Annotated in this window: 19 protein-coding genes and 1 riboswitch; of the genes, 7 read left to right on the forward strand and 12 right to left on the reverse strand. The window is 77.6% G+C overall.

The window, feature by feature from the left end; all coding sequences use genetic code 11:
- Nucleotides 1-113: 113 nt before the first annotated feature.
- From MN205_RS15980 to MN205_RS16000, 5 genes are all read right to left on the reverse strand, one after another.
- Nucleotides 114-962 carry a class II fructose-bisphosphate aldolase gene (locus MN205_RS15980; protein WP_242129050.1) on the reverse strand — a complete coding sequence of 283 codons (849 nt, stop codon included), beginning with the start codon at nucleotides 960-962 and terminating at the stop codon, nucleotides 114-116.
- The gene (locus MN205_RS15985) at nucleotides 959-1,867 is read right to left on the reverse strand and encodes an NAD(P)-dependent oxidoreductase (protein WP_255820336.1); all 909 of its coding nucleotides are present in this window, start codon (nucleotides 1,865-1,867) and stop codon (nucleotides 959-961) included. Before MN205_RS15985 ends, MN205_RS15980 begins: the two co-directional genes overlap by 4 nt.
- A gap of 53 nt (nucleotides 1,868-1,920) precedes the next feature.
- Nucleotides 1,921-3,345 (reverse strand): four-carbon acid sugar kinase family protein, encoded by a 1,425-nt coding sequence (locus MN205_RS15990; RefSeq protein WP_242129054.1) that lies wholly within the window; start codon nucleotides 3,343-3,345, stop codon nucleotides 1,921-1,923.
- Between the two features lie 69 nt (nucleotides 3,346-3,414).
- Entirely contained in the window at nucleotides 3,415-4,122 is a 708-nt protein-coding gene (locus MN205_RS15995; protein WP_242129056.1) for a FadR/GntR family transcriptional regulator, read from the reverse strand.
- A 74-nt stretch (nucleotides 4,123-4,196) separates the two neighbouring features.
- Complete coding sequence (locus MN205_RS16000) at nucleotides 4,197-4,664, reverse strand: MarR family winged helix-turn-helix transcriptional regulator (RefSeq protein ID WP_242129057.1); 468 nt, start codon at nucleotides 4,662-4,664, stop codon at nucleotides 4,197-4,199.
- Nucleotides 4,665-4,732: 68 nt separating this feature from the next.
- Between MN205_RS16000 and MN205_RS16005 the strand changes: the two genes are divergently transcribed.
- Nucleotides 4,733-6,007 carry a multidrug effflux MFS transporter gene (locus tag MN205_RS16005; protein WP_242129059.1) on the forward strand — a complete coding sequence of 425 codons (1,275 nt, stop codon included), beginning with the start codon at nucleotides 4,733-4,735 and terminating at the stop codon, nucleotides 6,005-6,007.
- 42 nt (nucleotides 6,008-6,049) lie between these two features.
- Here the strand turns inward: MN205_RS16005 and MN205_RS16010 are convergent, their stop codons facing one another.
- The 6 genes from MN205_RS16010 to MN205_RS16035 form a co-directional block, all read right to left on the reverse strand.
- Nucleotides 6,050-7,183 (reverse strand): cysteine desulfurase family protein, encoded by a 1,134-nt coding sequence (locus MN205_RS16010; protein WP_242129062.1) that lies wholly within the window; start codon nucleotides 7,181-7,183, stop codon nucleotides 6,050-6,052.
- Nucleotides 7,180-8,076 carry a carboxylating nicotinate-nucleotide diphosphorylase gene (gene nadC, locus MN205_RS16015; protein WP_242129064.1) on the reverse strand — a complete coding sequence of 299 codons (897 nt, stop codon included), beginning with the start codon at nucleotides 8,074-8,076 and terminating at the stop codon, nucleotides 7,180-7,182. Before nadC ends, MN205_RS16010 begins: the two co-directional genes overlap by 4 nt.
- Nucleotides 8,073-9,653 (reverse strand): L-aspartate oxidase, encoded by a 1,581-nt coding sequence (gene nadB, locus MN205_RS16020; RefSeq protein WP_242129066.1) that lies wholly within the window; start codon nucleotides 9,651-9,653, stop codon nucleotides 8,073-8,075. Before nadB ends, nadC begins: the two co-directional genes overlap by 4 nt.
- On the reverse strand, nucleotides 9,650-10,945 hold the full coding sequence (nadA, locus tag MN205_RS16025; protein ID WP_242129068.1) for a quinolinate synthase NadA: 1,296 nt from the start codon (nucleotides 10,943-10,945) through the stop codon (nucleotides 9,650-9,652). The genes nadB and nadA overlap by 4 nt, the downstream gene beginning before the upstream one ends.
- A gap of 82 nt (nucleotides 10,946-11,027) precedes the next feature.
- Nucleotides 11,028-11,720 carry an NUDIX domain-containing protein gene (locus tag MN205_RS16030; protein WP_242129070.1) on the reverse strand — a complete coding sequence of 231 codons (693 nt, stop codon included), beginning with the start codon at nucleotides 11,718-11,720 and terminating at the stop codon, nucleotides 11,028-11,030.
- A 129-nt stretch (nucleotides 11,721-11,849) separates the two neighbouring features.
- Nucleotides 11,850-12,923 (reverse strand): hypothetical protein, encoded by a 1,074-nt coding sequence (locus MN205_RS16035; protein ID WP_242129072.1) that lies wholly within the window; start codon nucleotides 12,921-12,923, stop codon nucleotides 11,850-11,852.
- 454 nt (nucleotides 12,924-13,377) lie between these two features.
- Between MN205_RS16035 and MN205_RS16040 the strand changes: the two genes are divergently transcribed.
- From MN205_RS16040 to MN205_RS16055, 4 genes are all read left to right on the forward strand, one after another.
- Nucleotides 13,378-14,064, forward strand: a complete 687-nt coding sequence (locus MN205_RS16040; protein WP_308220292.1) for a metal-dependent transcriptional regulator — start codon at nucleotides 13,378-13,380, stop codon at nucleotides 14,062-14,064.
- A 123-nt stretch (nucleotides 14,065-14,187) separates the two neighbouring features.
- A riboswitch (cyclic di-AMP (ydaO/yuaA leader) is annotated at nucleotides 14,188-14,388 on the forward strand.
- 5 nt (nucleotides 14,389-14,393) lie between these two features.
- Complete coding sequence (locus MN205_RS16045) at nucleotides 14,394-15,284, forward strand: C40 family peptidase (RefSeq protein ID WP_242129074.1); 891 nt, start codon at nucleotides 14,394-14,396, stop codon at nucleotides 15,282-15,284.
- 351 nt (nucleotides 15,285-15,635) lie between these two features.
- A complete protein-coding gene (locus MN205_RS16050; protein ID WP_242129076.1) occupies nucleotides 15,636-16,130 on the forward strand; it encodes an HNH endonuclease in 495 nt (164 codons plus the stop codon).
- Nucleotides 16,131-16,197: 67 nt separating this feature from the next.
- On the forward strand, nucleotides 16,198-19,788 hold the full coding sequence (locus tag MN205_RS16055) for an ATP-binding cassette domain-containing protein (RefSeq protein ID WP_242129078.1): 3,591 nt from the start codon (nucleotides 16,198-16,200) through the stop codon (nucleotides 19,786-19,788).
- 57 nt (nucleotides 19,789-19,845) lie between these two features.
- Here MN205_RS16055 and MN205_RS16060 read toward each other — a convergent pair whose 3' ends face one another.
- A complete protein-coding gene (locus tag MN205_RS16060) occupies nucleotides 19,846-20,277 on the reverse strand; it encodes an Ohr family peroxiredoxin (protein ID WP_374115958.1) in 432 nt (143 codons plus the stop codon).
- A 129-nt stretch (nucleotides 20,278-20,406) separates the two neighbouring features.
- On the opposite strand from MN205_RS16060, the gene MN205_RS16065 reads away from it, so the two are divergent.
- On the forward strand, nucleotides 20,407-20,829 hold the full coding sequence (locus MN205_RS16065; protein ID WP_242129081.1) for a hypothetical protein: 423 nt from the start codon (nucleotides 20,407-20,409) through the stop codon (nucleotides 20,827-20,829).
- Nucleotides 20,826-21,044 carry an RNA-binding S4 domain-containing protein gene (locus tag MN205_RS16070; protein WP_242129083.1) on the forward strand — a complete coding sequence of 73 codons (219 nt, stop codon included), beginning with the start codon at nucleotides 20,826-20,828 and terminating at the stop codon, nucleotides 21,042-21,044. The genes MN205_RS16065 and MN205_RS16070 overlap by 4 nt, the downstream gene beginning before the upstream one ends.
- Nucleotides 21,045-21,066: the final 22 nt, after the last annotated feature.

A 21,066-nucleotide genomic window follows, 5' to 3' on the forward strand; every position in this document is an offset into this window, starting at 1 on the left:
GCCGACGGTAGGGGCGCCGCTCCCGCCGTTCTCGCCGGGAGGGCTCTCGCTGCCGGATCGTCACGGGATCGACAAGCGCGACCGCGCGCGGCCCGCCCGGTCGCCGGCCCCGCTCAGCGCGCGGCGGGGGTGAGCGTGCGCAGGAGCGAGCCGGTGAACCGGTGCGCCGCCGTGCGCCGCGCGGCCTCCAGGGCCAGCACGTCGTCGCCCGCCGCACGCGCGCGCGGCAGCAGGTCCTGCGTGGCGTCCAGCACGGCCGCGCGCAGCTCGGTGTTGACGTTGACCTTGCCCAGCCCGGCGGCACCGGCGCGGGCGAGGTCCTCCTCGGGCAGGCCGGAGGCCCCGTGCAGGGCCAGGGGGACCGGGCAGCGCTCGCGGACCGCGGCCACCAGGGGCCAGTCCAGCTGCGGCTCGCCCGCGTAGCGGCCGTGGACGTTGCCGACGGAGACCGCCAGCAGCTGCGCGCCGGAGTCCGCCACGAACCCGGCGACCAGCTCGGGGTCGGTCTTGCCGGTGGCGTGCACGCTCAGGGCGCGGTCCTCGTCCCCGGCGATGTCGCCCAGCTCGGCCTCCACGACGGTGCCGGAGGCGGCGGTGAGCTCGCGCACGCGCGCCACGAGGGCGGCGTTCTCGGCGGGGGGCAGCTTCGAGCCGTCCGCGAGCACCGCGTCCACGCCCGCTGCCACCGCAGCCAGCACCAGGTCCACGTCGGTGGCGTGGTCGAGCTGGACGCTGACGGGGACGCTCGCGGCGTCGGCCAGGCCCCGCAGGGCCGCGATGAACCGGGGGCCGTGCCGGCCGCCGGCCACGGTCGGCGGCACGAGCAGCGCCACGGGGGCGCCGGCGTCCTCGGCGGCCTCGACGACGGCCAGGGCGGTGCCGAACTCGTAGCAGCTCAGCGCCGGCAGCGCGGCTCCCACCGCGAGCCGGCCGGCGACGAGCTCGTCCAGGCGCGCCCTCACCCGGCGTTCCCGCGCCGGGGGGAGACGACCTCGATCACCGAGGAGTCGTCGTCAGCGCCCCGTCCCTGCGCGGCCCCCAGCAGGTACAGCTGCTCGGCGGCGGAGGCCACGGGGGTCGGCAGGCCCGCGGCGCGGGCGGCGCGGGTGACGATGCCCATGTCCTTGACGAAGATGTCGAGGCGGCTGAGGACCTCGGCGTCCTCCTCCTGCAGCGCCTGCAGCATGCGCGGGCCGCGGTTGGCGAGCATGAAGGAGCCGGCGGCGCCGGCCGAGAGGGTCTCCAGGGTGGCCGCGGGGTCCAGTCCGAGCCGTTCGGCCAGCGCGAGCGCTTCGGCGCCGGCGGCGATGTGCACTCCGCACAGCAGCTGGTTGACGGTCTTGAAGGCCTGGCCCTGGCCGGGCTCGTCGCCGATGACGCTGAGCGTGGAGGCGAGCAGGTCCAGCACCGGCGCCGCCTTCTCGCGGGCCTGCGGCGCGGCGCCGACCACGATCAGCAGGTCACCCGCGCCAGCGCGGGCGGGGCCACCGCTCAGGGGCGCGTCGACGAGGTGGACGTCGTGCTCGGCGAGGCGCCGGGCGACGTCGACGACGTCGTCGATGCCGACGGTGCTGGTCATGACGACCACGGCGCCGGGGGCCAGGACGCTCGCGACGCCCTGCTCGCCGAAGAGCACCTCGCGCAGCTGCGCGCCGTCGCGCACGGCCAGCAGGACGGCGTCGGCGCCGGCGGCGGCCTCGGGTGCGGAGGGGAAGGCCTGCACGCCGGCTCCGGCGGCGAGCTCGAGCCGCTCGGCGGAGATGTCGAAGCCGTGGACGGTCAGCCCCTCGGTCAGGCGGGTCGCCATGGGCAGGCCCATGGCGCCCAGGCCGAGGACGGCGACGGTGTAGCCGGGGGTGGCGGGCATCGGGTGCTCCTGGGTGTTCGCGGGGGTGTTCGCGGGGGTGTTCGCGGGGGTGGTCACGGTGCGGTGAGGGTGCGCACGACGGCGGCCAGGGAGCCGTCGTCGCCGACGTTGCCGGCGAACACCACGTAGGGGGTGCCCACCGCGGGGCCGTCGACGGGCTCCCACAGCGAGACGATGCCGGGCAGCATCGGCCCGCGCACGAGCGCGCGCCGGATGCCGAGGCCGTGGGCGGCCACGTCGCTGGAGGTGATGCCGCCCTTGGCGATGACGAAGCGCGGCGGGTGGGCGGCGAGCACGCGCTGCACGACCTCGACGACGGCCGCGGAGACGCGCCGGGAGATCCCCAGGCTCTCCGCCGGGTCGTCGGTGCGCCGCAGGTCGCGGCTGGTGTGCACGACGACGTCGCCGTCGGCCAGCAGGCGCGCGGCCTCGGCGGCGACCGCGGCCACGTGCTCCTCGGCGCGCGCGTCGTCGAGGACCTGCGCCACCTCGACCACGAGGGAGCGCACGTCGGGGCGCTCGGCCTGCAGCACGGCGAGCTGGCGGCTGGTCAGGCCCACGTGCGAGCCGACGACGACCAGCCCGCCGCCGGGACGCGCCGGGTGCTCGGCGAAGACCTCCGCGGCGGTCAGCGGGGGGTGCACCTCCTGCCCGGTGCGGGCGCGCACGAAGGGCGGGCCGACCCGGTACAGCAGCTCCTTGCCGGCCTCCTCGGCCCGCGCCAGGCCGAGGGAGAGCAGGCGCATGTCGTCCTCGGTGACGGCGTCGGCGACCACGGGGGTGGCGCCGGCGACGGGGGCCAGGGCGGCGGCGACGGCGGCGGGGCCGGCGCGCACGACGCCCAGGTCCAGCACGAGGACGTCCTGCGCGCGGGTGCGCCCGCCCGTCTTCTCCTCGACCCAGGCGCGCAGGTCGGAGCTGCGGTACCCGAAGGTGGCGTCGCGGGCGAACTCCGTCTCGCCCGCCGGCACCAGCCCCTCGGGGGTGCGCAGGTGGTGCACGCCGCCGACGGTGATCCGGCCGGCGTCGGGGAAGGCGGGCACGAGCACCACGCCGTCCACGGGGCGCTGCCCGTGCTCGGCGAGGGTGGCGGCGATGACGTCGGTCTCCAGCGGGAAGTGCCCGCGCAGGGTGGAGTCGCCGCGGCTGACGAAGCGGACGCGGGTGCCGGTGCGCTCGGCGGCGGCCAGCGCCGCCGTGACGACCTGCCGGTTGCGCTCGGCGGCCTCCCGGGGGTCGAGGCTGCGCGTGTTCGTGAGCACGTAGACGGCGCGGGCGCCGGTGCCCAGGGCCCAGGCGAGGTCGTCCTCCTCCCAGGCGGTCAGGACGGGCAGGTCCGCGACGGACTGGGTGCCGGTGGGGTCGTCGTCGAGGACGACCAGCACGGTGCCGGTGCGGTCTACGGCCTCGGCGACCCGCTCGGCGGGGACGGCGACCGGGGAGGGGTAGCGCTGGAGGAGGGTGCCCTCGTCCACCATGAGAACTCCTTCGTTGTCAGATGTCAGACATCTTAGGCTCCGGAGCGGCCCCTGTCGAGGGCGGGGCGCTCAGGAGGAGGGGTCGAGCACGTAGCGGCGCAGGTCCTCCGCGGTCTGCTGCAGGTGCGCGTCCATCGCCCGGCGCGCCCGCTCCGGCTCGCCCGAGCGCACCGCCGCCAGCACCAGGGCGTGCTGCTCGACGGCGTGCGCCTGGATCTGCGGGACGGCGGAGGTCTGCTCGCGCTTCTCGCGCAGCACCCGCGAGAGCGGGTCCAGCAGCACGGCGACGAACGGGTTGCGCGAGGCGCGCAGCAGCACGTCGTGGAACGCGATGTCCGCGTGCACGAACCCGTCCACGTCGCCGTGCCGGTGCGCGGTGCGCATCCGCTCCAGCGACTCCTCCAGCCGCTCCAGGTCGGCGTCGTCGCGGCGCGCGGCGGCCAGCGCGGCGGCGCCGGTCTCGATCATCCGGCGCACCTCGACGAGCTGCACGGACGTCGCGTCGTCCCCGACGCCGGCGGAGGTGGCCCGCAGCACCGCCTCCAGCCCCGTCCACCGCTCCACCGGGTTCACGTAGCTGCCCACGCCCGGCGCGGCGCGCACCACGTTCTGCGCCTGCAGGGTCTTCAGCGCCTCGCGCAGCGTCATGCGGCTGACGCCGTGCGCCTCGCAGAGCTCGGCCTCGGTGGGCAGCAGCTGCCCGGCGGGCAGCTCGCCGCGCACGACCTGCTCCAGGATCGTCTCGGCGACCTGGGTGACCAGCGACGTGCGCGCCAAGGAACGGACCCTCCCCACCCGGCGCCGCGGTCCGGCGACCGGGCGCCGGGCGACTCTACCGGCGCGGCCCGGGCTCAGCGGTCGGCGGCCAGGCCGTGCTCGAGGCGCTGCAGCAGGGTCAGCGCGCCCGCGACGCCGGTGCCGTCGCCGTCCAGCGCCCGGTGCAGCCGCCCGGCCCAGTGGGTGCGCAGCAGGCCGATGTTCCGCGCGGCCAGCGCGGTGGGGTGCAGCGCCACCGCGCGCCCGTCGTGCCCCTCGTGGGAGCGCTCGACGAGGCTCTTGGCCTCCAGGGAGCGCACGGCCGCGCTGAGGTTGCTGCGCTGCATGCCGGTGGCCGCGGCGGCGGCACTGGGGGAGGTGCCGGGGTTCCGGTCGAGGTGGCGCATCACGGTGGTCTCGGTGGCCGTCAGCGCGACGACGCCCTCGAGCGCCCCGTGCCGGTGCTGCAGGTCGCGCGCGACGGTCATCAGCAGGTCGGCGAGGTCGGCGAGGTCGGCGAGGTCGGCGTCCTGCGGTGGCGGCGTCGCCGCGGTCTGTTCCACGTCCCCAGGGTACGCAGGTGGTTGTGGGGTTATAGTTATGGAACCATCACCGACAGACGAGGAACCCCGTGCCCGCTCCCGCGCCCGCCGGCGTCACCGGCGCCCCCGCGCTCCCGCCCGTCGAGGGCCACCGCGGCCTGACCCGCGGTCTGCTGCTCGTGCTCGCCCTGCTGTTCGCGATCGCCCCCTTCGCCACCGACCTGTACCTGGCCGCCTTCCCGCAGATGACCGGCGACCTGGGCACCGACGAGACCGGGGTCCAGCTGACGCTGACGGCGTTCCTGGTCGGTTCCGCCGCCGGCCAGCTCGTCTTCGGCCCGCTGTCCGACCGGTTCGGGCGCGTCCGCCCGCTGATCGCCGGAGCCGCGCTGTGCGTGCTCGCCAGCGCCGCCGCGGTCTTCGCCCCCACCGTCGGGCTCCTCGTCGCCGCCCGCGTCGCCCAGGGCCTGGGCGGGGCGGCCGGCATGGTCATCGGCCGTGCCGTGGTCGCCGACCTCGTCACCGGCCAGGCGGCCGCGCGCGCCCTGAGCCTGCTGATGATCGTCGGCGGCCTCGCCCCGGTCGTCGCCCCGCTCGTCGGCAGCCTGCTCGTCGACCCGATCGGCTGGCGCGGCATCCTCGCCGTCGTCCTCGCCCTGGCCGTCGTGATGCTCGTCGCGGTGCTCGCCGTGGTGCGCGAGTCGCACCCGCCCGCCCGGCGCGCCGCCGCCCGCGAACTGCGGGCCCGCTCCGGCTCCACCGCGCGCGACCTGCGCTCGCGCACCTACGTCGGCAACACCGTCGCGTTCGCGTTCGGGTTCGCCGTGATGATGGCCTACATCTCCGCCTCGCCGTTCCTGTACCAGGAGCTCATGGGGCTGGGGGAGGTGCAGTACGGCCTCGTCTTCGGAGTCAACGCCCTGCTGCTCGCCGCCGTCAGCGGCGTCTCCGCCCGACTGGCGGGCGAGCACCCCGTGCACCGGCTGCTCGGTGCCGGCCTGGGCCTGTCCCTGGCGGGTTCCGCGGCGCTGCTGCTGCTCGTGCTGCTCGACGTGCCCGCCCGGTGGTTCGCGGTCCCCATCGCGGTCGCCGTCGCCGCCCTCGGCCTGGTGCTGGGCAACGGCACCGCGCTCGCGCTGGCCGCGGTGCCCCGCGCCGCCGGGTCCGCCTCCGCGCTTCTCGGGGCGCTGCAGTTCGCGCTCGCCGCGCTGGTCACCCCGCTGGTCAGCCTCGGCGGCGGCACCAGCCCGCTGAACCTCGCGGTGGTCATGCTCACCTCGGCCGCCGTGGCCCTCGGCGGTTTCGCCCTGGGCAACGCCGGGCGCCGCCGGGCCGGCGTGCCGGCGCAGCGGCAGCACGGCTGAACGCGGTGGCGGGGCCCCGCGCCGGGCCCCGCCACCGGGTGCTCACGCCCGCCCGGCCGCGCGCACCGCGAGCGGCAGCGCGCGCAGCACCGCCTCCACGTCCGCCTCCGTCGTCGACGGCCCCATCGAGAACCGCACCGCGGTGCGGGCGGTGTCGGCGTCCAGGCCGGTGGCCAGCAGCACGTGGGAGGCGTCCTCCGAACCCGCCGAGCACGCCGAGCCGCTGGAGCACGCGATCCCCGCGGCCTCCAGCTCCAGCAGCACCGTCTCCCCGCCCACGCCCGCGAAGCAGAACGAGGCGTGGTGCGGCAGGCGCCGCACCGGGTGGCCGGTCAGCCGCGCACCCGGCACGGCGTCGAGGACCCCGGCGACCAGCCGGTCGCGCAGCGCCCGCAACCGCGCCGACTCCTCCTCGCGGGCCGCCTCGGCCAGGCCCAGGGCGACGGCCGTGCCGACGGCACCGGCGACGTCCACCGTCCCCGAACGACGGCCCTGCTCCTGACCGCCGCCGTGCAGCAGCGGTTCCAGCGGCACGGCGCCCCGCACGAACAGCGCGCCGGACCCGCGCAGCCCACCGAACTTGTGCGCCGAGACGGACAGCGCGTCCACCCCCAGCTCACCGGTGTCCAGCGGCAGGTGCCCGGCGGCCTGCACCGCGTCGGTGTGCAGGGGGACCCCGTGCGCCCGGCAGATCCGCGACACCTCCGCCAGCGGCTGCACCGTGCCGACCTCGTTGTTGGCGTACATGACGGAGACCAGCGCGGTGCCGTCGTCGACGAGCCGCTCCAGCTGCTCCAGGTCCACGACGCCGAACCCGTCGACGCCCACCTCGTCCACCCGGAAACCCCGCTGCACGAGCGCGCGGGCCGTCTCCAGCACCGCCGGGTGCTCGATCGCGGAGACCACGACGCGCCTGCGGTGCGGGTCCGCGCCCGCGATCCCGGTGACGGCCAGGTTGTCGGCCTCCGTGCCGCCACCGGTGAACACCACCTCCCCAGGCCGGCAGCCGAGGACCTGCGCCACCCCGGAGCGGGCCGCGTCCAGCCCCGCCCTCGCGGCGCGGCCGGCCTCGTGGGCGCTGGAGGGGTTCCCCGTGACGCTGGTCAGGTACGGCCACACGGCCTCCAGCACCTCCCGGCGCGGCGGGGAGGTCGCGGCGTGGTCCAGGTAGATCACGGTGCGACCCCCGCCGGGGCCCCGGCGGCCACCTCGACGTCCAGGCCGAGGTCGAGCGTGCGCGAGTTCTGCGTCAGCGCCCCCACCGAGATCAGGTCGACGCCGGTGCGGGCGATCGCGGCGACCGTGTCCAGCCGGACCCCGCCGCTGGCCTCCACCAGCGCGCGCGAGACCGCGCGTACCCGGCGCACGCCCTCGGCGAGGTCCTCCAGGGAGAAGTTGTCCAGCAGCACCACGTCGGGGTCGGCGGCCAGCACGGCGTCGAGCTGGTCGAGGCGGTCCACCTCCACCTCCACCGCCGTGGTGTGCGGGACCCGCTCGCGCACCCCGCGCAGGGCCGTGGTCACGTCCACGCCCTCGGCCAGCAGCACCGCCAGGTGGTTGTCCTTCACGAGTACCGCGTCCGACAGCGACCAGCGGTGGTTGCGGCCGCCCCCGGCGCGCACGGCGGCGCGCTCCAGCGCGCGCAGGCCCGGGGTCGTCTTGCGGGTGTCGACGATCCGCGCGCCCGTGCCCGCGACCGCCGCGACGAACTCCGCGGTGCCGGTGGCGGTGCCCGACAGGTGCTGCAGGAGGTTCAGGGCGACGCGCTCGGCGCGCAGCACGCCGCGGGCGGTGCCGCTGACGCGGCCCAGCACGTCGCCGGCGGCGAACCGGGTGCCGTCACCGGAGAACTCGCAGCGCAGCAGCGCGCCGCCGCTGAGGGCGGCGGCCTGCTCGAACGCGGCGACCGCGCAGGCGGTCCCGGCCAGCACGCCGGGCTCGCGGGCGCGCAGCTCCGCGTGCGCGACGGCGCCGGGCGGCAGCAGCGCCTCGCTGGTGACGTCCCCCCAGGGGGCGTCCTCGGCCAGGGCGGCGGCGACGACCGCCGCGGGGTCGGTCGGGTGCGTCACGCGGTCCTCCGCAGGGTTCGCCGGCGCGGCGCGCCGGGGGTCTCGGGGTGGTCCTGGCGGTGGTGCGCGCCGAGGCTCTCCGCGCGCAGGGTCGCCGCCGTCACGAGCAGGCGGGCCACCAGCAGCAGGTTCGCGTCCTCGTGGGCGCGGCGGTCCGCGCCGGGCACGTCACCCAGGTCCAGGGGGTGCTCCTCGGGCGTGAGCAGCTTCGCGGCGACCTGCAGGCCGGCCTCGTCGCGGAACAACCCGGCGTGCTCCCACAGCGCCGCGCGCAGGTCCCGGCGGGCCACGTGCGAGGCGAGCACGCCGGCGTCGCCGGGCAGTCGCACCACCTCGTCGGCGGCGAACGACGGCGGTGCGCCGTCCGACCCGGCGGTCACCGCCGCGACGTCGGCGGCCACCCGGGAACCGGTGACCAGCGCCTCCAGCAGGGAGTTCGACGCCAGCCGGTTCGCGCCGTGCACGCCCGTGCACGCGACCTCGCCCGCGGCCCACAACCCCGGCACCCCCGTGCGGCCGCGCGCGTCCGTGCGCACCCCGCCCATGAGGTAGTGCGCGGCGGGGGTCACCGGCACCGGTTCGCGGTCCGGGTCGATCCCGGCCGCCGCGCACATCGCGGCGATCCCGGGGAAGCGCTGCGCGAAACCCCTCCCGGTGCGGGCGCGCAGCCCGGTGGCGTCCAGCAGGGCCGGGCGGCCCCCGTGCGCGGCCACCGCCCGGGCCGTGGCGCGGGCCACGACGTCGCGCGGGGCGAGTTCCGCGCGCGGGTGGAGCGCGGGCAGGAACCGGTGCCCGGAGGCGTCGAGCAGCACCGCGCCGTCGCCGCGCACGGCCTCCGAGACGAGGAACGGCTCGTCGACCGCTGCGACCGTGGGGTGGAACTGCACCATCTCCAGGTCCGCCAGGCCGGCGCCCGCGCGCCACGCGGCGGCCAGGCCGTCGCCCGTGGCGACGACCGGGTTCGTGGTGCGGCTGAACAGCTGCCCGGCCCCGCCGGTGGCGAGCACCACCGCGGCCGCCTCGACGCGGTGCGGCGCGTCCTGCCCGTGGGCGTCGCGCAGCAGCAGGTCGGCGCCCACCACCCGGCCCCCGCGCAGCACCAGGCCGACGAGGAACGCCTCCTCCCGCACGACGACGTCGCTGCGGCGCACGGCCGTGGCCAGCGCCGCAGACATCGCCGCGCCGGTGCGGTCCCCACCGGCGTGCAGGACGCGCGGGCGCGAGTGCGCGGCCTCCAGGCCGAGGGCGAGACCGCCGTCGCCGTCGCTGTCGAACCGCGCCCCGCGCTCCAGCAGCGCCCGCAGCGCCGCCGGCCCCGCCGCGCACACCGCCTCCACCGCGGCCGGGTCGCACAGCCCGGCGCCGGCGGCCAGGGTGTCGGCCACGTGCGCGGCGACGTCGTCCGCGTCCGCGGCCACGGCGATGCCGCCCTGCGCCCACCGGCTGCTGCCGTCGCCGAGGACCGTCTTGGTCGCCAGCACGACCGATCCCGTGCGGGCGGCGTCCAGGGCCGCGGTCATCCCCGCGACGCCGGCGCCGATGACGAGGACGTCGCAGGAGGAGGCCGCGGGGTTCACGGCCGGACGGCCAGCATGCGCTCCAGCGCGGTGCGGGCGTCGGCCGCCACCTGCGCCGGCACGCTCACCCGGTTCACCACCTCGCCGCGCACCAGCGACTCCAGCACCCACGCCAGGTAGGCGGGGTGGATGCGGTACATCGTCGAGCACGGGCACACCACCGGGTCCAGGCAGGTGACGGTGAGGTCCGGGCGGGTGTCGGCCAGGCGGCGCACCATGTTGACCTCGGTGCCGATCGCGAACGCGGTCCCGGGTTCGGCGGCGTCCACGACCCGCTGGATGTACTGCGTGGAACCGCTCTCGTCCGCGGCGTCCACGACCTCCACCGGGCACTCCGGGTGCACGACGACCCGCACGTCCGGGTTCGCGGCCCGGGCCGCCTCGATCTGCTGCACCGTGAACCGCTGGTGCACCGAGCACCAGCCGCGCCACAGCACCACGCGGGCGTCGGTCAGCGCCTCGGGGGAGTTCCCGCCGCGCGGCTTGCGCGGGTCCCACAGCGGCATGGCGTCCAGCGGCACGCCCATCGCCTTGGCGGTGTTGCGACCCAGGTGCTGGTCGGGGAAGAACAGCACCCGCTGCGCGCGCTCGAACGCCCACTCCAGCACCTCGCGGGCGTTGGAGGAGGTGCAGACGATCCCGCCGTGCGCCCCGCAGAACGCCTTCAGCGCGGCGGCGGAGTTCATGTAGGTGACGGGCAGCACGGGAACCCTGCCGTCGGCGTCCGGTTCCGTGCCGTACAGCGCGGTGAGCTGCTCCCAGCAGGCGTCCACCGCGTCGATGTCGGCCATGTCGGCCATCGAGCACCCCGCCGCCAGGTTCGGCAGGATCACCGGCTGCTGCGGCGTGGTGAGCAGGTCGGCCGTCTCGGCCATGAAGTGCACCCCGCAGAACACGACGGCCTCCGCCTCGGGGTGGCGCTGGGACTGCTGCGCCAGCTGGAAGGAGTCACCGACGAAGTCGGCGTACCGCACGATCTCGTCGCGCTGGTAGGCGTGCCCCAGGATCGTCACCCGGTTCCCCAGGTGCTCCTTCGCGGCGCGGATCCGGCGGTCCAGCTCCTCCGGCTCGAGCAGGCGGTACTCGGCGGGGATCTGCTGCTGCACCGGGGTGGTGGCCGGGGCCGGGTCCTGCCGTGAGGCGCCCGCGCCGTACGTCGGTGCGGGCAGCGGCAGGCCGGGGACGGCGTCGAACTGCCAGGGGCCGCTGGGCAGGTCGGGATCGCACGTCTCGCTGTCCACGCTCCCCGGGGTGCGGGTGAGCAGGGCGATCTGCGTGGGGACGGACGCCATGGCGAGCTCTCTCTCGGGGTCAGTGGTCACCGACGGGCGGGCCCGTGGGTCCCGGTTCCTCGGCGGGGTTTCGGGGGTCTGGTCAGGCGAGGGGGCCGGCGGTCTGCAAGGGGCCGGCGGAACCCTCGGGGACGACGGCGCGGTACAGCTTGGGCGGCCGGTGCCTGCCACCGGTCTGCCGCTCACCGGTCGGCACGATCGTCCCCGAGTGCTCCACCTGGCGGCGGAAGTTCGCCGGGTCCAGCGGGCGCTGCAGGATCGCCTCGTGCACCTCGCGCAGTTCCGCCAGGGAGAACCTCTCCGGCAGCAGGTGCAGCGCGACGTGGGCGTGTTGCACCTTGGTGCGCAACCGCCACAGCGCGTACCGGACGATCTCGTCGTGGTCGAACGCCAGGCCGGTGCAGTCGTCGGCGGCGGTCCAGCGCACGTTCTCGCCCTCCACGGCCGCGGCCGCCAGGTGGCTGCGCACCAGGGCGGAGTACACCACCGAGACCACGCGCCGGCCGGGGGATCGGTCGGGGCGCCCGAACGTGTACAGCTGCTCCAGGTAGCTGGGCCGCAGGCCCGTCGTCTCCGCCAGGGTGCGCCGGCCGGCGTCGCTGAGGCTCTCGTCGCCGCGCACCCAGCCGCCGGGCAGCGCCCACTGCCCGCCGAACGGGTCGCGCGTGCGGCGCACCAGCGGCAGGTGCACGCGCCGCTCGCCGTCGCGGTCGGGGAGCAGCGCGAAGATCACCGTGGAGACGGCGACGAGGATCGCCTGCTGGGACTGCGCCACCGTGGACCCGCCGCTCCCTCGTGCCCACCCGGCCCCGCCGCGGGGGAGTAAGGGTGGTTCTGACAACAACTGCGGCGAGCGTAGGGCAGCGCCCCGCCGGCTGACAAGCGCCCCGCGTCGCCGCCGTGTTCAGCCGTGCGGCTCCTCCAGCCGCAGGAACCGCCACACCGGGTCCTGACCCCCGGCCAGCTCGGCCAGCAGCCCGGTGCCCACCGGCAGCCGGTCCAGGTGGTGCACCCCCGCCGGGGCGTCCCCGGCGGCCAGCGCCAGCGCGGTGCGGGCGACGACCTCGGCCGTCGCGCGGGTCTGCTCCACGCCCGCCACCGCGAACGCGGCGTGCGCGCGCCCGTCCGGCGACCAGGCGTCGGCGCGCGCGGCGTACTCCCGGGTGCCCACGTGGACCTGCGACAGGGCGCGCACCAGCGCCGAGCGCACCCGCGGCGAGGTGCCGGCCCGGGTGCCGCGCAACCGGCCCAGCGCGAACAGGGCGGCCCCCGCGGCGGCCGGTTCCAGCACCAGGCGGGTCGTCACGTCCGCCACCCCCAGGCTCGCGCGCACCGCCGGGGCGTCGGCGACGGCGAACGGGCGGGCGGTGCGCACCCGCACCCGCCCGGACGGCGAGGCCGGCGGCAGGGCCGTGCGCCGCGCCGCTCCCGGTGCACCGTCCAGCAGCGTGTCCACCGTCCAGCGCACCCCCTCGCGGCCGTGGCGCTCCCCGGCGCCCAGCAGCACCGTGATCGCCACCCGCCCCGCGCCGCCGACCGCCTCGTGCGCGGCCCGTGCCAGCAGGTTGGTCGCCCCCGGTGCCAGCCCCACCGACAGCGCGGCCGTCGCGCCGGTGCGGCGGGCCAGCGGGTCCAGGGCCTCCAGGCGGGCCAGGTGCGCGGGGGTCGCCCCCACGTCGACGACGGAGACGCCCGCGCCCAGCAGCGCGCGCGCCGCCGCGTCGTCGCCCGCCTCCAGCGCGAGCACGGCGACCCGCGCACCCGCGGCCGCCCGCACCAGCGCCGCGGTGTCGCGCACGTCGACGACCGCGCCGCGCGCCCCGAGCTCGGCCGCCCGGGCGCGCACCCGTCCCGCGCCGCGACCGGCGACCACCAGGCGCCGCCCCAGCAGCGGGGCCAGCCTCCCGCTCACCCGTCGGCCCGCGGCGCCCAGCGCGCCCAGCACCACCACGTCCACCGGTCCGTCCTCGACGATCACGGACGTGATCGTGCCGCCCCGGTGGCGCTGCGGGGCAGGCGGTTCCGCGACCGGCGAAACCGGCGTGACAACCCGCGGGGGGCGGACGTACCGTCGAGGTACACGGGAGAGGAGGTGGTCCGGTACATGAGTTCTCATCGGACGCGTGAGGTGGCTGCCCGCTAGCAGCCGCGCGATGGACGCGGACCGCTCTGGTCGCCCCGCGCGGCGCGGCGAAACCACGGCAGTCACCGGGTCCCCGGGCGCCGGCCCGTCCAGCCGGCCCTCACCCCGCCACGCGGGGGAGGAAGCGCCCGGGGGCCTTCTCCTGTCCGGGGGCGGCGGGCGTGCTCACGGGCCCCCTCGGCCGTGCTCGGCGCGGCGTGCCCCCACCGTCCTGCGCGCCCCGCCGTTCGTCGGTGCCGGGGCGGTGGACCGGTGCGGGCGGGCGCGGCGATGGCCGATGATGGACGCCGTGAGCGACCTCATCGACACCACCGAGATGTACCTCAAGACGGTCTTCGAGCTGGAGGAGGAGGGCATCGTGCCGATGCGCGCCCGCATCGCCGAGCGCCTGCACCACTCCGGCCCCACCGTCTCGCAGACGGTGGCGCGCATGGAGCGCGACGGGCTGCTGCACGTCGGCACCGACCGCCGCCTGGAGCTCACCGACGCCGGCCGCACCAAGGCGATGCGCGTCATGCGCAAGCACCGGCTGACCGAGCGGCTGCTCACCGACGTCATCGGCCTGGAGTGGTCCCTCGTGCACGAGGAGGCCTGCCGCTGGGAGCACGTCATCTCCGAGGAGGTCGAGAAGCGCCTCGTCGACATCCTGGACCACCCGCACTCCTCGCCCTACGGCAACCCGATCCCCGGGCTGGAGGAGCTGGGGGAGACCGGCTCCGCGGAGGACTTCCGCGCCGGTGTGCAGCCCCTGACCGCGGCCGGCGCCGACGGTGGCGCCCTCGTCGTGCGCCGCCTGGGCGAGCCGCTGCAGACCGACGTGGCGCTGCTGGCGCGCTTCGCCGAGGCGGGCCTGCGGCCGGGGGCCGAGGTCGTCGTCAAGCCGTCCGCCGGGGGCTTCGGGGTGGCGCTGGGCGAGGTCGTCGTGGAGCTGAGCACCGCCGAGGCGTCGCACCTGTTCGTCGCCGCCCGGGACTGACCGCCGCAGCGCGTTCGTCGCCGGTTCGTCACGCGACTGCCACGCGGACGTCACCGGGTCGTGACATCGGGGGTCCGCAGGGGTTATGGTCCACCCGCTTCCGTGAACGCTCACGCGGGAGCCCTCGAGCGGACGCCGAGCCCTGCCACCGCGTCGAGGTCCCACGCACACGTGTGGCAGGGACGGGGGAACCAATTTCCCGGGCGCGATCCGACGGCCAGCCGGGCCGGGGTGAGCGTCCTTGGGGTGAAGCCGGTGAGAACCGGCCGGGCGATGCTCCCGCCCGAACCCGACAGCTCACCTCGCAGGCGTCGGAGAGGCACACCACCTTGACGACTCGTGTCCAGGCGCGCCACCGCGCCGACGTCCGTCCCCGCACGACCCTGACCGACCTCGGTGAGGCCCTCAGCCGGCACGCCGGCGGTGTCGGCCGCGCCGGCGCCGTCGCCGCGGCGACCGGTGGCCTCCTGGCCACCGTCGCCCTGCCGGCCGCGGCCGTCCCGGCCGCCGCCCCCGCCGCCGCCGTGGCGAGCGTGGGCACGGTCAGCACCGCCGTCAGCGCCGGGCTGACCACGGCCGTCGACTCCGCCTTCGGCACCACCGCCGTCGGCGTGGTCTCCGCGCCCGCCGGGGCGGCCGCCGTGACCACCCTGACGGCCTTCAGCACCGTGCCGACCCCGGCGCCCCCGCCGCCGCCGGTCGTCGTGGTCGAGCGCAGCGAGCGCAGCGCCGCCGACGCACCGGTCGTGGAGGCCTCGGTCCACCAGTCCGCCGTCGACGCGGCCCTGGCGGTCGAGGCCGTCCAGGCCGCCGCCCCGGCCCCCGCCCCGGCCCCCGCGCCCGCACCGGCTCCGGCCACCTCGCTGGGCCAGCAGATCCTCGCCGTGGCCGACGACTACGTGGGCGTGCCGTACGTGTACGGCGGCAGCACCCCCGCCGGCTTCGACTGCTCCGGCTACACCAGCTACGTCATGCGCCAGGTCGGCGTGTCCCTGCCGCGCACCGCGAACGCCCAGCTGGGCGCCAGCGCGCGCATCTCCCGCGGCGAGGCCGTGCCCGGCGACCTCGTCTTCTTCACCGACGGCGGCCGCGCCTACCACGTCGGCATCTACGCCGGCGACGGGAAGATGTGGGACGCCCCCCGCAGCGGCAAGCCCGTCCAGCTGCGCTCCGTGTGGAGCGACTCCGCGGTCTACGGCCGCGTCGCCCCCGTCGCCTGACGACGGCCCCCGACCGGGCCCGGCACCTCGAACCGAGGTGCCGGGCCCGTTCCACGTCCACCGGCACCCGCCGCGCACCGCGGCGAAACACGTGTCCTCGAGCCCCCGCGCGACGTACAGTGCGGTCACGACGGCGGGAGGAGCGGAGGCGAGCATGAGCAGTCCCACGACCGCGCGGTGCGCCGGCCCCGCAGCCCCCCGCCCGTACCTGCCCCCGATGACAGTGGGGGTACCCGCGGTGCGCCGGTGCGCGCACGTGCGTCAGCACGTGCATCCCGCCGCGCACGTCGTCGCTACCAGAGGCGTCGTCCCCACCGGGGACGGCGCCTCTCGTCGTCCGTGGAGGTGGATGTGCGCACCCTCGTGCTGAACGCCGGTTACGAGCCGCTCGCGGTGGTGTCCTTCCGGCGCGCCCTCGTCCTGGTCCTCGCCGGGAAGGCCTCGGTCGTGCTGGCCGACGCCGATCCCGTCGTGGGCGCGACCGTGAGCCTGGAACGCCCCTCGGTGATCCTGCTCACCCGCTACGTGCGGGTGCCGCGGGGCAGCGTGGTGCCGGTCAGCCGCCGCGGTGTCCTGCGGCGCGACCACCAGCGCTGCGCCTACTGCCGCGGCCACGCCGCCACGGTCGACCACGTCCTGCCCCGCAGCCGGCGCGGCCCGGACACCTGGGAGAACCTGGTGGCCTGCTGCGTGCGCTGCAACAACGCCAAGGGCGACCGCACCCCGGAGGAGATGGGCTGGACGCTGCCGTTCCGCCCGGCACCGCCGCGCGGCGCGTCGTGGGCGGTGCGGGGCGCGGAGCAGGCCGACCCGCGCTGGGACGAGTACCTGGCGCAGGCGGCCTGAGGGGCCCGGGCGGCGCCCGGCGGAAAAGGGCGGGCTGCCCACCGCCGCGCGCCGCTAGCGTCGAGCGGTGCCCACCCCGGTCCCGGTCCGTCCCCGGCGCGCCCGTCCCGCGCGCCCGTCGCCCCCGGGGCGCCCCGCCGCGGCCGCCCGCCGCGCCCCGGACCCGCGCAGCCTGACCGCGGCGCGGCTCGCCGGGCCGCGCGTGGTCGTCGCGACCGCCCTCGCCGTGCTCGCCGCCGCCGGGGAGACCCTCGCGAGCGTCGTGACGGGCCGCCTCGCCGCCGGGCCGACCACCGGCCTCGTCACTGCCCTGGGCGTGCTGCTCGTCGGCGCCGCCCTGCTCGACACCGCGGGCCGCACGGTGTTCGCCACCCGCGTCGGCCGCGCCGAGGGGCGGCTGCGCGCCGACCTGCTCGACGCCGCGCTCGCCCAGCCGCTGCCGGTGCTGGCCGAGCAGGCCGTCGGCGAGGTCATCGACCGCGTCGACGACGACCCGCGCCAGCTGGCCCGGCTCCTGCGCGAGACCGGGTGGTTCCTGGGGCGCGCCCTGCTGCGCTCCGCGCTGGCGTGGGTGGTCGCCGGGCTGACGTGGTGGCCGGCGTGGTTCGCCTTCCCCCTGGTGGCGGTCGCCGCGCTGCTGGTGGCCCGGCCGCTGACCGCGGAGGTCGCCCGCCGCAAGCTGGCCGAGGAGGCCGCCTGGACCGAGCACGCCGCCCAGCTGGAGGAGGCCGTCGCCGCCCGCGACGACGTGCGCGCCGCCCTGGGGCGCCCGCACGTGCTGCGCCGCTACGCCGAGGGCGCCGCGGTCGTGCTGCGCGCCGTGGGCGCGACCAGCCGCACCGCCTCCGCGGTCGGGCTGCGCACGGCCCTGGTGCTCTCGCTGCTGCTGGTGGCGCTGGTGCTGGGCGGGGTGGTGCTGGTGCGGCGCGGTGACCTGGGCGTCGCCGACCTCGTGACCACGTGGCTGCTGCTGGCCGGGTTCGTCGGCGCGCTCACCCAGGTCAGCGACCGCCTGCCGGAGGTGCAGGCGGGGCTGGGGGCCCTCCAGCGCACCCGGGCGCTGCTGACCTCGCCGCCGGAGCCGGCCGGCGGGGACCCGCTGCCGGCCGGGCCCCTGTCCCTGGAGGTGAGCCGGCTCGACTTCGCCCACCCCGGCGGGTTCGCGCTGCGCGGGGTGGACCTCACGGTGCCCGCCGGCACCACCTGCGCGCTCGTCGGGCGCAGCGGCTCGGGCAAGTCGACCCTGGCGGCGATGTTCTCCCGCGCGGTCGAGCCGCCGCCCGGTGCCGTGCTCGTGGGCGGGCGCGACGTGCGGGAGCTGGACCTGCACCAGCTGCGCCGCGCCGTGGGCGTGGTCACCCAGCGCACCGAGCTGCTGGCGGCGACGCTCGCCGAGAACGTCGCGCTGGCCGCCGACGTGCCGCGCGCCGCCGTGGAGGACGCGGTGGACGCCCTGGGCCTGCGGGAGTGGGTGGACGCCCTGCCGCAGGGCCTGGACACCCCCCTCGGCCCCGGCGGCACCACCCTGTCGGCGGGTGAGGAGCAGCTGGTGGCGTTCGCCCGGCTGCTCGTGCGGGACGTGCGGGTCGTCGTCCTCGACGAGGCCACCGCCCGCATGGACCCCGTCACCGAGCACCGCGTCACGGCCGCCGCCGAGCGGCTCCTGGCGGGCCGCACCGGCCTGCTCATCGCCCACCGCCTGGGCACCACCGCCCGGGCGGGCTCCGTCGCCGTCCTCGACGGCGGCCGCCTCGTGCAGCGGGGGCCGCGCGCCCGGCTGGCCGCCGAGCCCGGTCCCTTCGCCGACCTGCTGGCCGCCGCCGGCTCCACCAGCCACCCCGACCACCCCGACCACCCCGGCCCCGCGGAACCCGCTGGGCCAGCCGGACCCGCCGACCCCGCGCTGCGGCGCCCCGCCTCCGCACCCCGACCGCGCCCGGCCCCGCCCGTGCCGGCGCCGCGCCTGGCCCGGGCCGTGCTGCGCGCCGTGCGCGTGCACCCGGGGTGGGGGCTGCGCGGCGCCCTCCTGTTCCTGCTGGTGTCGCTGCTCGGCGCCCACGGCGCGGTGACCGGCAAGCTGTGGGGCGAGGTCGTCGCCGGGGTCTCCGGGCCCGGCCCGGCGTCCCCGGGCGGTGCGTGGCCGTGGGCGCTCGCGGTGTGCGCCGCCCTCGTCGCCGGGCCGTTCGCGCTGCGCGGCGCGCTGCGGGTGTACTTCTCCTGGTGGAACGCGGTCGCGCTGCGGACCCGCTGCGCGGTGCTGGCCGGGCAGACGCGCCCGCACCGGCTGCCGCGCGTGCCCGCCGGGGAGGTCACGGCCCGCTGCCTGGACTCCGACCGCTTCGTCCTCTACGTGGACCGCTGGGTCGACGTCGTCATCGGCGGCTGCGTCGTGCTCGTCACCGCCCTCCTGGCGGGCAGCGCCGCGGCGGGCGGCGTCGTCGCGGGGGTCATGGCCGTCTCGGCGCTCGTGTCCGTCGCCGGCGCCGGGACCGCCGGCCGCAGCGCCACCCGCGCCGGCGACACCCGCGTGCGCTTCGGCCGCTCGCTGGGCTCCGCCGTGGACGCCGCCCGCACCGTCAAGCTGGCCGCCGCGGCGCCGGACGTGCTCGCGCACCTGCACCGCGTGGACGACGCGCGGGTGCGCGCGTCGCTGCGGGAGTTCCGGGTGCGGGCCGTGCTGGACGGCGTGCCCGTCGTCCTCGTCCAGCTGGGCCTGGTCCTCACCTGGTGGCTGCACCTGCGCGGCACCTGGGACCTGGCGACGGCGCTGCTGGTGTCCACGGCCGTGGCCGGCTCCACTTACTTCGGGCAGGTCGCCGGCGCGGTCGTGACCGAGGCGCCGGTGGCGCGCGGGTGGCTGCGCGCCGTCGCCCAGCTCGCCGGCACCGCCGACGTCCTGCACCCGCCCACCGGCGTGGACCTGGTGGCCGGCACCGCCCCCGCACCGCCTCCGGTGGCCCGCACCCGGCTGCGCGCGCTGGAGCTGCGGGGCTTCACCGCCGTCCACGACGACGGCACGGTCGGTGTCGAGGGGGTGGACCTGCGCGTGGCGGCCGGGGAGCTGGTGCTGCTGACGGGACGGGTGGGCTCGGGCAAGTCCAGCCTGCTGGCCGCCCTGGCGGGTCTGGTGGATCACGAGGGGGTGCTGCGCTGGAACGGCGAGGAGGTCGCCGACCCGCAGGACTTCCTGCGCCCGGCGCGGGTCAGCCACGTCGCGCAGCTGCCGCGCGTGCTGTCGGGCTCGTTCGCGGACAACGTGGCCCTCGACCACGCGGGGGCCGCCCGGCGCCTGCCGGAGGCGCTGGCCGACGCCCGGCTGGCGCCGGACGTGTCGGCCGCGGGCGGTCCGGGCGCCCTCATCGGGCACCGGGGGGTGCGGCTGTCGGGCGGTCAGGTGCAGCGGCTGGCGCTGGCCCGCGCCCTGGCGTCGGGAGCGGACCTGCTCCTGGCCGACGACGTCTCCTCCGCGCTGGACGCGCGCACCGAGCTGGAGCTGTGGCAGGCCCTGCGGCACCGGGGCACCACGGTCCTCGGGGCCAGCTCGAAGCGCGCGGCGCTCGCCGTGGCGGACCGCGTCGTCGTCCTGGCCGACGGGCGGGTCGCCGGCTGCGGGCCGTGGCGCGACCTCGCGCCGCGCTGGGGCCACCTCGCCGGCTGACGGCCGGCTGACGGGCCGGCGCCCGCCCGCCGCCACCCGGCGGCGGGCGGGACGCCCTCAGGCCTGCTCGGCGACGAGCGTCACCGGCACGTTGCCGCGGGTGGCCTTGGAGTACGGGCACAGCTCGTGGGTGCGCTCCAGCAGCCGCTGCAGCTCCTCGGTGCCCATGCCCTCCACGCTGGCGCGGATGGTGGCGGTGACGGCGTAGCTCTCGCTCTCCGGCCCGAAGCCGACCTCGACGTGCAGGGTCGACCCCGAGGCGTCCACGCCCATCTCCTTCGCCGCCAGGCCCATCGCGCCCTGGAAGCAGGCGCCGTAGCCGGCGGCGAACAGCTGCTCCGGGTTGGTGCCGCCGCCGGGGCCGCCGACCTCCTTCGGTGCCTGCAGCACCACGTCGAGGGCACCGTCGTCGGAGACGGCGCGTCCTCCGCGCCGGCCGCCCGTGGTGGTCACGCGCGCCGTGTAGACGATCTTCTCGGGGGTGTTCACCATGCCCGCGACGTTAGGTCGATCCGCTCCGGGCCGCACGGGGGAGGCCGGCGCCGTTCCGGGGTGCGAGGGTGGGGGCCACCACGACGGTGGACGTGCGGTGGACACGACGAGCAGGGGGAGGCCTCCGTGGGCGACGGCAGGGACGAGAGCAGGAGCAGGCAGAGCGCCTCGATCGACGCGGTGCTGCGCGAGGTGCTGCGCCAGGGGCGCCTGGACCCGGGCGCCGAGCGGCTGGCCGCGCAGGGCGTGGACCGGCTGCGCACCTTCCTCGCCGGCGACGCGTCGGTGAACGACGGGACCGGGCGGGCGGCAGCGGCGGAGGCCACCGCGGAGGCGGTGGACGCGGAGGCGGTGGACGCGGAGGTCGTCGAGGAGGCGGGGGGCGTCGGCGCGCCGGAGCAGCGGCTGCGCCACGTGGTCCCGCTGCGCGGCGGTGAGCGCGTGGAGGTGGTGGTGCCCGAGCGCTTCACCCGCGCCGACGCCCGGCGCGTCGCCGCGGTCCTGGAGGCGCTGGCGCTGGACGACGACGAGGAGGAGGCGCAGGCGTGAGCGCCCAGCGCGACGTGGAGGTCACCGGCACCGTGCGGCTGGGGCAGTTCCTCAAGCTCGTCGGCGCCGTGGACTCCGGCGGTGAGGCCCGTGAGGTGCTGGCGGCCGGTGAGGTCAGCGTCAACGGCGAGGTCGACGACCGCCGCGGCCGGCAGCTCTCCGACGGTGACGTCGTCGAGCTCGGCGGGCAGGAGTGGCGGGTCCTCGTCGGCTGACGGGCGGAGCCGTCGACCGGTC

Origin of the sequence: Kineococcus sp. TRM81007 (genome assembly GCF_022669155.1) — a bacterium.
GTDB lineage: Bacteria > Actinomycetota > Actinomycetes > Actinomycetales > Kineococcaceae > Kineococcus.